9 protein-coding genes are annotated in these 11,497 nt (G+C 44.6%); 3 read left to right on the top strand and 6 right to left on the bottom strand.

The features are described 5' to 3' along the window. Window positions 1-193: 193 nt before the first annotated feature. Window positions 194-829, top strand: a complete 636-nt coding sequence (gene rnt, locus WA381_RS19280; RefSeq protein ID WP_061485153.1) for a ribonuclease T — start codon at window positions 194-196, stop codon at window positions 827-829. A 73-nt stretch (window positions 830-902) separates the two neighbouring features. On the opposite strand, the gene WA381_RS19285 is transcribed toward rnt, so the two are convergent. Continuing rightward, the gene (locus WA381_RS19285) at window positions 903-1,508 is read right to left on the bottom strand and encodes a peroxiredoxin (protein WP_014948770.1); all 606 of its coding nucleotides are present in this window, start codon (window positions 1,506-1,508) and stop codon (window positions 903-905) included. Between the two features lie 275 nt (window positions 1,509-1,783). Here WA381_RS19285 and WA381_RS19290 point away from each other — a divergent pair, with 275 nt between their 5' ends. Then, entirely contained in the window at window positions 1,784-1,978 is a 195-nt protein-coding gene (locus tag WA381_RS19290; protein WP_014948769.1) for a bacterioferritin-associated ferredoxin, read from the top strand. Window positions 1,979-2,239: 261 nt separating this feature from the next. Here WA381_RS19290 and WA381_RS19295 read toward each other — a convergent pair whose 3' ends face one another. From WA381_RS19295 to WA381_RS19315, 5 genes are all read right to left on the bottom strand, one after another. Continuing rightward, window positions 2,240-5,173 (bottom strand): TonB-dependent receptor, encoded by a 2,934-nt coding sequence (locus WA381_RS19295; protein WP_156087324.1) that lies wholly within the window; start codon window positions 5,171-5,173, stop codon window positions 2,240-2,242. Window positions 5,174-5,392: 219 nt separating this feature from the next. After that, complete coding sequence (locus WA381_RS19300; protein WP_014948767.1) at window positions 5,393-6,448, bottom strand: FecR family protein; 1,056 nt, start codon at window positions 6,446-6,448, stop codon at window positions 5,393-5,395. A gap of 1 nt (window position 6,449) precedes the next feature. Further along, window positions 6,450-7,082 carry an RNA polymerase sigma factor gene (locus WA381_RS19305; RefSeq protein WP_014948766.1) on the bottom strand — a complete coding sequence of 211 codons (633 nt, stop codon included), beginning with the start codon at window positions 7,080-7,082 and terminating at the stop codon, window positions 6,450-6,452. Between the two features lie 82 nt (window positions 7,083-7,164). Beyond that, the gene (locus tag WA381_RS19310; RefSeq protein ID WP_039226539.1) at window positions 7,165-9,753 is read right to left on the bottom strand and encodes a TonB-dependent receptor plug domain-containing protein; all 2,589 of its coding nucleotides are present in this window, start codon (window positions 9,751-9,753) and stop codon (window positions 7,165-7,167) included. Between the two features lie 334 nt (window positions 9,754-10,087). Further along, window positions 10,088-10,438 carry a Grx4 family monothiol glutaredoxin gene (locus WA381_RS19315; protein ID WP_014948765.1) on the bottom strand — a complete coding sequence of 117 codons (351 nt, stop codon included), beginning with the start codon at window positions 10,436-10,438 and terminating at the stop codon, window positions 10,088-10,090. A 349-nt stretch (window positions 10,439-10,787) separates the two neighbouring features. Here WA381_RS19315 and sodB point away from each other — a divergent pair, with 349 nt between their 5' ends. Next, window positions 10,788-11,369: a superoxide dismutase [Fe] gene (gene sodB / locus WA381_RS19320; protein WP_014948764.1), complete on the top strand. Its 582-nt coding sequence runs from the start codon at window positions 10,788-10,790 to the stop codon at window positions 11,367-11,369. The last annotated feature ends 128 nt before the right edge of the window (window positions 11,370-11,497 follow it).

The raw sequence follows: 11,497 nt of genomic DNA on the forward strand, positions 1-11,497 counted from the left end.
TTGTAGAAAAGTTTAGCGTTTAATACCATTCGCGTTTTGTACTTTTGCTAGCCCCCTGATTTAACAGTTTATAAATTGCAACTGGCAACTCGAGAGTATCCTTGCGATAATTCTTTTACGCAATATGCTTCGCAGGTTGGTACGCATTTTAGTCACCAACCAATTAACGCAATCGAGTCTTACAAGAGTGTTTATGTCTGCCAACCCGCCCCTTCTCTCCCAGCGCTTTCGAGGTTACTTTCCCGTTGTTATCGACGTTGAAACAGCCGGATTTAATGCAGGCACTGACGCCCTGTTAGAATTAGCCGCGGTAACGGTGAAAATGGATGAAAACGGTATACTTCATCCTGATCAAACTTTTCATTATCACATTGACCCCTTTGAGGGCGCTAACCTAGAGCCAGCAGCCTTAGAATTTAATGGCATCGATCCTAGTTGTGCATTGCGAGGGGCTATTGAAGAAAGCGAAGCCATGAAGGACTTATGTAAAGGCATCCGCAAGGCGCAAAAAAATGCAGACTGCCAACGTTCAGTTATTGTTGCTCACAATGCAACGTTCGATCAGAGTTTCGTCAATGCCGCGATAGAACGCTGCAATATAAAACGCACGCCGTTCCATCCGTTTGTTTCATTTGACACCACCAGCCTTGCTGGATTGGCCTTAGGCCAAACGGTTTTGGTAAAAGCATGCCGTGCAGCGGGGATCGCATTTGACCAAAGTGAAGCGCACAGTGCGCTGTATGACGCCCAAAAGACCACCGAGCTATTTTGCTATATGGTAAATCGCTATAAAGCGCTAGGCGGATGGCCTGTAGAAAATAAAGAGTAGTTTTATTCAAACTGATATAAACAAAAACAGCGCCAAAAGGCGCTGTTTTTTTATAATCTTTAAACAGTTTAGCTTATAGCTTGTCTGCTTCTTCAGATAGGTACTTAGCAACACCTTCAGGCGACGCATCCATACCAGCTTTACCTTCAGTCCAACCCGCTGGGCAAACTTCACCATGCTCTTGGTGGAATGCTAGTGCATCAACCATGCGTAGCATTTCATCAACGTTACGGCCAAGTGGAAGGTCATTGATTACCTGATGACGTACCATACCTTCTTCGTCGATTAGGAATGAACCACGGAACGCAACGCCATCTTCTGGGTGCTCAACATCGTATGCCTGGCAGATGTCGTGCTTAACGTCAGCAACAAGGGTGTACTTAACCGGACCAATACCACCTTGATTTACCGGAGTGTTTCTCCACGCATTGTGTGAGAACTGAGAGTCGATTGAAACACCGATCACTTCAACACCACGCTTTTTGAACTCGTCGAAACGCTTGTCAAAGGCGATAAGCTCTGACGGGCAAACAAACGTAAAATCTAGTGGGTAGAAGAATACAACAGCTTTCTTGCCCTTGATTGCTTCACTTAGTGTGAAAGTGTCAACAATTTCACCACTACCAAGTACCGCTGCTGCAGTAAAGTCAGGTGCTGGACGGCCAACTAATACACTCATGAGTCTCTCCATTTATATTTGGATTGTAATAATAGAAGTGATTACGTTGCGTAACCACTTTGATAAGAAATTTCTTTCAAAGAAAATAGGTACGAATATGGAAATAACAATATTAAACAACGAGTTTTTTTACTGATCATACCAATAACCGCTTAACATCCCCCCACACTGTTCAGTCTTTCTTCAATTACCTTGTATTAAATTTGTCATTATCCACTTGCTAAAGCAAAGAATAACAATTATTATCATTTACAGATTCATTTGGAGTACGTTTAATGTTTGTTTGCATGTGCTATGGGGTAACTGATAAAAGCATTCGCGCAGCGGTTGAAGAAAACGGTGTGGGAAATATGCGAGAGTTACGTCAACATTTAGAGCTTGGCTCACAATGCGGTAAGTGCATCAACATGGCTCAACAGATCATTGACCAAACTATCGTCGATGAGTCCCTATTCAAAGACGTTGGCTAGGCAATTAGCCAACCCGCGTATTCTTAACACGCAACGTCATCGCTCTTAGCATCCTTGGCTAGACTTAAAACACCATATTTATTATCACGATTATTCCTTTAAGTGACCTAAGTCATATTCTAGTTTAATTACCTAAGTAACATTCACATCGTCACCTAAAACGATAGGTTGTTGTCCTTTCAAACTCAGAGCTAGGCTCATTTCCTTACTTTCAATGAGTGCAGCGCGCCATTTAACTACGTAGCTTTGCTGAAGCATGCCCTAGTTAAAGGTGTACTCAATGCCTGCATAATAGAAAGCTCCATTGATACCGCTAGGCGATGTAGGTGGGTAGAGTGCGCCAACTTCACCTTGAAAAGGATTTTCATTAGGCAGCGAATCAAACAGATTTTGGGCGCCGAGGGTAACTTGTGTTTGAGGCAGTACTTTCCATGCAACTTGGGCATCGAATGTGGTTAACGCATTGCCGTATATGTCCATGCCTGCGGACGCATCAAGATGGTCTTCATAAAACTCACCGTAATAGTTAAGTCGCCAAGTAAATGCCCAATTTCCTTTCGATTGCTCGAGCGTGATACTGCCTCGATGAGCAGGCAAGTTATCTTCCAGCATACGAATTCTTGCCTGTGTTAGATTAGGTAGAAGCCGTATTTCGTCCCCCACTTGCGCAGGATAAAGCGTAACCCGCTCTACTTGTGTGTCTGTCCAGTTGAAGGCAAGAAGTAAAGAATTTGACCAATCAGCTAGCGCAAAATTGTAGTTAACAACTAAATCAACACCCTGAGTTTTTGTGTCAAAGTCATTTGTAAAATACTTTGCAGCATTATATTTCGCCGCATCTGGACGCCCTTGGGCAATAAGCGCACTAATGTCGTCGTCGGTTAACGGGATTGCAGATGTCGTACTAATGCGATCAGAAAGTCGAATATTGAAATAGTCGAGCGTCGCAAAAAAGTTCTCGCTTGCCTGCATAACAAGCCCAAGGCTAAAGTTCACCGACTCTTCAGGCGTAAGTGGTGTTGCGCCTAGTTGCAGTGAGATAAGATCAGTTGGAGGCAGCGTTGCTTGGTCTTCCAAACCGTTAACACCGTAGGCGGTAGTTACGTTGATAACATTACTCTGCCCTACTGTTGGCGCCTTAAAACCGGTGTTTACAGATCCGCGTAATGCAAAAGTATCATTTAATTTATAGCGAGTACTCAATTTCCCATCGAATGTCGAGCCGAAATCACTGAAATGCTCTACACGTGTGGCCACGCCAAACTGCCATGCTTCGGTAACATAAAATTCCAAATCAGCGTACACGGCCCAATTGCTTCTGCTCCAGTGCCCAGCACTTTGAGGCTGATACCCCGGAAAACCGTTGGAACCGATGGAAAAGCCTTGGTTCAACCCAAGTGGCGGCTCTAGGGCGAAAGGGCCTGCAATATATGACGCTTCATCGCCGGACTTTTGAAAATAGGTTTCTTTGCGCCATTCTAAGCCCACGGCAATGCTAACAGGATCGTCGAAAATAGTTTGAATGAGTTTGTTAAAATCTAAGTTAAGCGTTCGCTCTACTTGCGACACACCACCGGGCGAAAACGACGTTGGCGTTTGTGGCCCTAACGATGGATTAACTGTATTTGAGATGGTGTACTCAATGTCACTGTAGCCCAATGTCGCACTGGCATCCATCGCCCAGCCATTAGGTAACTCATGTTTAACGCCCATCGCAACAGAAGCATCCGTTATCGTACCCCCAAATTTTGGTGTGAAACCGCCAGGGAACCACTCGTTGAAAGCAAAACAGTTGGCACCAAGCGCCGTTGTGTTATCTGCAATTAGTTGATATGAGGGGTCCAGCAATACACTATTGCTGGACAAAGTTATAGAAGGGCAAGCAATTCCACTTTCCAGCCCGTCGAGATCGGCTACAATCAGACGACTTTCCCCTGTATTTGGGTCGGTACGGCTGAACACCCCTTCTCGAGTTTGCGGATTTCGAAAGTAAAAACCACCGTTTATTTCTCTTCTTGCTGCAGTGGCAAAGCTGTAAAATTGTGATTTAGACGAAATGTCTGCGCCTGCATTTAGCGCAAGTTTAATATCTTCGTTAACATCAAGCGCTCCCCATACTTGGGACGGTGACGCGATGAACACATTCCCTTGGTCAATCAAGTTCTGCGCATCAATCCGCTGTACAGAGCGCGACGTGCCATTTTGCTGACGATACTCTGCCGTTGCATTTAAAAAGCCGTTTTCTCCAATAGCAAAGCCTTTATTCAACTGCACTTGAAACAGTTCGCCGTCGCCTTCACTGTATCCGCCAACTTTCAGCGCAACATGCCCTCCTTCACGAGCATCCTTAAGTACGAAGTTAATCACGCCTGCAATGGCGTCTGAGCCGTACTGGGCTGCTGCACCATCTCGCAATACTTCGACTTGCTTTAACGCATAGGCAGGAATAACCGATATATCAGGCCCTTGTGCACCGTCAGATAAACCTCCGCCTAAAAACGTGATTACCGCAGAGCGATGGCGTCGCTTTCCGTTAAGCAGCAAAAGCGTGTGATCCGAGGACATGCCTCTAAGGTTCGCCGGCCTTACCAGGCTACTGGCATCATTGATGGGCTGATCGTTTACGTTTAACGAAGGAACCATCACGCTTAACATAGAAAGCACGTCTGAATTCCCCTGTGAGTTGAGGGTTTCAGAACCAATCACATCCAAAGGAACTGGTGAGTCAACAGCACTTCGAGGTGAGTTACGAGTACCGACGACCGCAATTTTTTCAAGTCCATTGCCTCCCTCTTCTGTTTTCTTTTCGGTATCTTGTGGCTGTGTTTCCTTCGCCACTAACGATGAACGAGAACGAATACTTACCGCACCGCTTTCATCAGTTACTACCGCCAATTCTGTTCCTTCAAGAAGCTGTGCCAGCGCTTCATTCAGTGTGAACGTACCTTCCAATGCGTTTGTTTTCACTTTTTTTGCTAAATCAAAAGGAAAAAGCAATGTGGTATTTGCCTGTTTAGCTAGTTCGGTTAGCGCTTCATTAGCATTTTGTGCGGGTATTGAAAAGCTGTAAGCACCCAATTTTGGTTCGGTTTGGTCGGGTGATTGCGAAGGGCTGTCTGTTTGTGCATGAAGCGTTGGCGCTGGTGCTATGAAAAGAAAAAAGCCGGACGCTATGTGAAGTGCCGAGAGGGACAAGATACGGGAGAATTTGCACATTCTTTTTTGCGAAAGGCATTGGGCCGAACACGCGAGGGCATGCAGCTTTTCTATTGCCTTTTTGGTTTGCCTGCTTATCGCAAAATTGCTGTATTGCAAGATATAAAATCGATGTGCTTATTATTTTAATTATATTGTCACATTAAAGAAATTGATGCCAACTACGAATAGTAGAAAGCACCTATCTTTCAGAAATATTTAACTTTTCGCTAGCTTAAGCTCAATACTTGTTTCTGTGACTTTCTCGTAGTTGATGTTAAAGCTGCTCTTAAGTGCAGACAACAAACCGTCTATATCGCCTACCTTAAAGTAGCCCGCTACACGTCGCTTGCGCAGACTTTCGTCCGAAATGTTAAAGCGAACGGGTGTATAGCGGCCAATCTCAGCTAATACGGCCTCTAGCGGTTCACCTTTAAATACAATCATACCTTGTTGCCACGCTAAATCGTCATCAATGTCATTTTGAGACATGCTTTCACGGGCTTCCACTTTACCTTGTACAGTGGCTTTTTCACCTGCGAACATGAGAAGTCCTTCTTCAGCAACAGGACGTTTCGTGAAGAGCGACTCATTTGAGGATGAAGCCTTAAAGCGATCTTTCACCAATACCTTTCCGTCGGTAACCACTAACTCAAACGCATTATCATCCACATATTGCATATTAAAAGCAGTTCCAACAGCGGTAACGGTGTTGTTGCCCGCAGTCACAGAGAACGGGCGAGACGTGTCGTGAGCCACTTCAAAGTGTGCCTCCCCTTTCAATAAAACGATATTGCGCGCCGTTGATGAGAAGTCTACGGTAACGACAGAGTTTGTATTTAGATGAAGTTTAGAGCCATCGGCTAGCGTCACGTTTTTCTGTTCGCCAACACCGGTTTGTACCTTTTGTGTTACCGCTGCGAATTCAGGGGTGCTATTTAGCCACGTACGCTGAACCACTACCCCAACAGCTATTGCCATCACTAAAAATGTGGCCGCAATGCCCCAAACCGCTGTTTTAGGCATATTGCGTTTTTTCGACGACTGACGTGAGGTAGGCTGCGGGAATAAACCGCTCAATTCATTTAATACCGACATGTCGTCCCACAAGCTAGCGGCGTCGAGCAAAGCTTGACGATGCGCATTACTTTCCGACAACCAAGCATCTAGCTCCGTCTTTTCGTCACTGTTTAAGCCGCGATCGAGACGGCTTATCCATAAGCATGCTTGCTCTTGGATATCTTCTTTGCTTGAAAACTGGCGAATATTATTCATGTTAACTACGGCTTATGTCCTGAGTCGCGTTAGCAGTGGCACGGGGGGATGCACTGTCCTTTGACAGCTCGGCTAAGTACCTAGAGCACATCATTAAACCTTTGGCGACATGCTTCTCAACGGTGCTTTCGCTTAGCCCCACAAGCTCTGCAATCTCTTTTTGTCGCATGCCATATACTTTTTTCAGCAAAAATACGCGTTTTACATCAGCAGACAGTGTATCTGTCGCTCGGCAAAAATGAATAAAACGCTCTTTGCTTTCTACATTTTTTTCTAAACTGTGCCCTACAAGCTCATAAGGCAAAATATCCATGTCATCGAGCTGCTGCTTATTTTTGTTTTCAGCTTTCGCAACATGGTTCAGCGCTAGATTACGCGCTGTCTTGAGCATATAGGTACGCTCATACTGTATTTCTTGTTTTAACTCTGCTTCGTAGCTTTTAATAAAAGCTTCTTGCACGATGTCTTCAATGTCGTCGGCGCCAACAATAGAACCTACCGCACGCATTAGCTTTGAGCGGTATTTTAAGAAGGTTTCAGCTACTGTCGACTTTCTCGTCATAATATTAAATGTTGTGTGTTTCGATTTGCTTACATTGGCATCAATAATGCCTGCTTTTTCGTTCTTTTTCACCTAATAAAATAAAAGGGGGCTAATGCCCCCTTAACTTTGAAACATTAAGTGAAAGTTTGGTTTATAGGTAATTGCTTACCTATTAAAAAGTGTAAACACCTCTTAGGTAGTAGAAGCCACCGTTTATACCAATTGGTGATGTTGTCGGATACGCTGAACCTGCAATCTGTGCGTAGGTGATACCACCTGCATCAGTGTTGTTTTCGTCAGGGTATTCATCAAACGCGTTCTTAGCACCAACAGTTACCGTGAACTCTTCAGTGAAGTTATATGCTACTTCAAAGTCGAACGTAATTTCAGAACCTACTTTGTCAATCGGCAATGCAGAGTCTAGGTGATCTTCGAAGATGCTACCGTAGTAGTTCATTCGCGCAAGGAAGCGCCAGTCGCCATTAGTGTGGTTAGCTGTTGCACTGTAACGTACCGCTGGAAGGTTATCTTCTAGCATGCGAATACGGAAATCAGAGATATTGTCCGACGCGCGGTCAACTTCTGTAGACGTCCAGTTATATGCAAGTGAGAACTTAGTTTCACCGCCCATCATATCCATCGAATAGTTCGCTACTACGTCTACACCTTCGGTGGTGGTGTCGAAGTCGTTAGTAAAGAAACTGATTTCAGAGAAGCTAGACGCATCGTTGATACCTTGCTCAAGCAGCGTGGCAATGTCTTCTTCAGTCAGCGCAATACCAGAGGCAGTACTGATACGGTCAGTCAGTTCGATGTTGTAGTAGTCTGCGGTAATGAATAGACCATTATCGAAATCGGCTACCACACCAAACGTGATACTTTCTGACTCTTCAGGCGTTAACTGCTCACCACCTTTAAGTTGGGACACTGGATCTGTCGGAGGCAGTGTTGCACGGTCAATAAGTTCACCACCTGTACCAAACGCGGTAGTTACGTTACGCACGTTGCTTTGACCAAGGGTAGGTGCTTTAAAGCCTGTTGAGAACGCACCACGGAAAGCAATGTTCTCAAGTGCTTGCCAACGGAAAGCAATCTTACCTTTCGTTGTGTCACCGAAATCAGAGAAGTCTTCATAACGTAGCGCACCGGCTAACATGAAGTTTTCAGTGATATACGCTTCTGCGTCAATGTACAGTGCGATGTTGTTGCGGGACACACGACCTTGGCTATTGGCCGCCAAGCCAGGGAAACCATTTGAGCCAATGCCAAAGCCTTGTGTCGCCAGCGGACCTATTTCATAAGAGGCAGTATCACCTGCAAAGCTCTCATAACTTTCGTTGCGATATTGGAAACCAGTTGCCACGAATAGTGGTTCATATAAACCAACATCGAACGGCTTAGTGAAATCAATATCAAGGGTTTGCTCAGACTGCGTATAGCGACCTGGGCTAAATTCTGTAGGTGTTTCTGGACCTAAAGACGGGTTGATAGTGTTGCTAATAGCAAAGTCAACTTCGTTTTGGCCAAGGTTCAAGCTCACGTCATACGTGATATCGTGGTCAAGTTCGCCTTTCGTACCAAAGACAAGTGACATATCTGTAACCGTACCACCGAAACGAGGTGTGAAACCACCTGGCAGCATTTCGTTGAACGCCCAACAGTCAGGATTGTTCTGAACTTCGTTAATATAACGCGGGTTCTCTAGTACGTTATCACCAACTACGATGTCGGTTGGACAGTTACCTGACATATCACCGGTTAAATCACCAACAAGCAGTAGTTGCTCGCCATCGTCATTTGTACCACCATCGTTCACACCACCACGATTGTGTGGGTTACGGAAGTAGAAACCACCTTCAACTTCACGCTCGGCGTAGTTACCAAACATGTAAGCTTCTGAGGTAGCTGAAAGCTCTATACCTGCATTAGCGAAAAGTTTGATGTCGTGTTTGATTTCAGGTGAGCCCCAAATTTGCGCAGGATCTGCTACAAAAGTGTTCCCAGCCGCTATCAATGCAGCAGCGTCTGCACGCTGTACACTTCGAGATGTGTCGTCTGCAGTACGGTATTCAGCTGAAAGGTTAATAAAGCCTTTGTCAGATAGAGGAAGGCCTACGTTACCCGACATCTGAATCATGTCGCCGTCGCCTTCGTAGAAAGAGCCGTAACGGGCTTCAAACGAACCGCCTTCTGATGCATCGTTAAGTACGAAGTTAATTACACCCGCAATCGCATCAGAACCGTATTGTGCTGCTGCACCATCGCGAAGTACTTCCACTTGCTTTAATGCCGCTGCTGGGATAACAGAAATATCAGGACCTTGTGCACCGTCAGAAAGACCACCACCAAGGAAAGTGATAACCGCAGAACGGTGACGACGTTTACCATTTACAAGCACAAGCGTGTGGTCTGATGCCATACCGCGAAGGTTAGCAGGACGAACAAGCGTTGAAGCATCGTTGATCGGCTGGTCGTTTACGTTAAAAGACGGAACAACAGTCTGCATCATAGATACCATATCAGTGGCACCCTGCTGCTTAAACTCTTCGTCAGAAATAATATCAATTGGCACCGCTGAGTCAGCGACCGAGCGAGGCGCTGCACGTGAACCAACTACCGCAATTTGTTCAAAATCTTCGGCCTTAGCACTCTCTTCAGCTTCTTGCGCATAAACAGGTGCAGCGGCCATTACTGAAAACGCAGCTGATGCGGCTAATACGCCACGCACGTTTTTGGTCAATAAAGACAAGGTTGTATTCATGGTGGTTTCCCGGAGTTTCTCTAAGACACCTTCAGCGTTTTAAACACATTAAAAAAATGCTCAGAGTAGTTGTTATTTTTTACCTTCAACACTGACTCATTTGCGGTCAGATGGTGTTTTTTATAGAACGCAAGATATTAAAAAACAAACCTTTTTCGACAAAATAAAAATATTTTTTCACTCCGTAGAGGATTTTAATTTCTGACCTGTCTATATAATTTTTACGGGAATAAAAGTGCGGGATTTTTGGCGGGTTTTAATAAAAAAAGCCGACTATAAGCCGGCTTTTAAATCGTTTTTTACAAACCTAAAGATTTGTACATGGAAACAAGATTTACTCTGCTTCTTTGTACTTTGCAGCCGTTTCTTTAATAAGCGGTTGAAGCTCGTTTTGTTGGAACATTTCAATAATGATATCGCAACCGCCTACAAGCTCACCTTCAACCCATAGTTGCGGGAATGTCGGCCAGTTTGCATATTTTGGTAGTTCTGCGCGGATGTCTGGGTTTTGAAGAATATCTACATAAGCAAATGGTTCGCCACATGACATCAACGCTTGCGATGCTTGTGAAGAAAAGCCACAGCTAGGTAGTTTAGGAGAACCCTTCATATACAACAAAATTGGGTTTTCTTCGATTTGCTGCTTGATTCTATCTAGCGTTGATTGATTTTCAGTATTATCCATTTGATTCCTCTGAGCACAAAAGTGTATTCCCAGTTAGATGGGAATGCATGAATGATTTATCAAGGGAAAGGGTATCATAATTTTATGTTTAATTACCCATAGCTGAATTGATCTTTTCAACCTCTGGATCGTTATCTACCCATACATTGCAATACAAATTAGTGTCACATTTTAACTTTTGAAAAAAAATTCACATTTTTGTCATTGAGTTATAGGACTTTATCCCCACATTTGCGATATGCTTTAGCGTCTAAAGCAGTATATTGAACATAGAATTAATATGCACTTATTGAACAGGCGAAGATAAGTGGGCTTTAGACTACAATACTAAACCAACATGGAGACCGTCATGGCTTTTGAATTACCAGCATTACCATACGAACAAAATGCACTAGAACCGCATATTTCTGCTGAAACGCTTGAGTACCACTATGGCAAGCACCACGCTACTTATGTAACTAAGCTTAACGGCCTAGTTGAAGGTACTGACATGGAAAACAAAAGCCTAGAAGAAATCATCAAATCTTCTGACGGCGGTGTTTTCAATAACGCAGCGCAGGTATGGAACCACACGTTCTACTGGCACTGTCTAAGCCCGAACGGCGGCGGTGAGCCAACAGGCGCGCTAGCAGAAGCTATCAACGCGAAATGGGGCTCATTTGCAGACTTCCAAGCAGCATTTAACGATAAAGCGGTTAACAACTTCGGTTCAAGCTGGACGTGGTTAGTTAAAACTGCAGACGGCAGCCTAGATATCGTTAACACAAGCAACGCGCAAACGCCTATTTCTGGCGACGACCTTACGCCAGTGCTTACTGTTGACCTTTGGGAACACGCTTACTACATCGACTACCGCAATGCGCGTCCTAAGTACCTAGAAAATTTCTGGGCGCTGGTTAACTGGGAATTCGCAAGCAGCAACTTTGCATAAGCCAAAGACTGAAGCGTTAAGCGCCTTGCGCTCTTAACAGCGTAAAGTATCTGACCCGTCCTAAGATAGGTTGACAGTTATTAGGCCAGCTCTCGAAGCTGGCCTTTTCTATTATGCACTGCGTTAGG

Source organism: Alteromonas sp. CH_MED4-4 (genome assembly GCF_037029575.1).
GTDB lineage: Bacteria > Pseudomonadota > Gammaproteobacteria > Enterobacterales > Alteromonadaceae > Alteromonas > Alteromonas macleodii.

Coding starts and splice junctions, on each gene's coding strand:
- rnt (WP_061485153.1), top strand. CDS start 194: ATGTCTGCCAACCCGCCCCTTCTCTCCCAGCGCTTTCGAGGTTACTTT.
- WA381_RS19285 (WP_014948770.1), bottom strand. CDS start 1,508: ATGAGTGTATTAGTTGGCCGTCCAGCACCTGACTTTACTGCAGCAGCG.
- WA381_RS19290 (WP_014948769.1), top strand. CDS start 1,784: ATGTTTGTTTGCATGTGCTATGGGGTAACTGATAAAAGCATTCGCGCA.
- WA381_RS19300 (WP_014948767.1), bottom strand. CDS start 6,448: ATGAATAATATTCGCCAGTTTTCAAGCAAAGAAGATATCCAAGAGCAA.
- WA381_RS19310 (WP_039226539.1), bottom strand. CDS start 9,753: ATGAATACAACCTTGTCTTTATTGACCAAAAACGTGCGTGGCGTATTA.
- WA381_RS19315 (WP_014948765.1), bottom strand. CDS start 10,438: ATGGATAATACTGAAAATCAATCAACGCTAGATAGAATCAAGCAGCAA.
- sodB (WP_014948764.1), top strand. CDS start 10,788: ATGGCTTTTGAATTACCAGCATTACCATACGAACAAAATGCACTAGAA.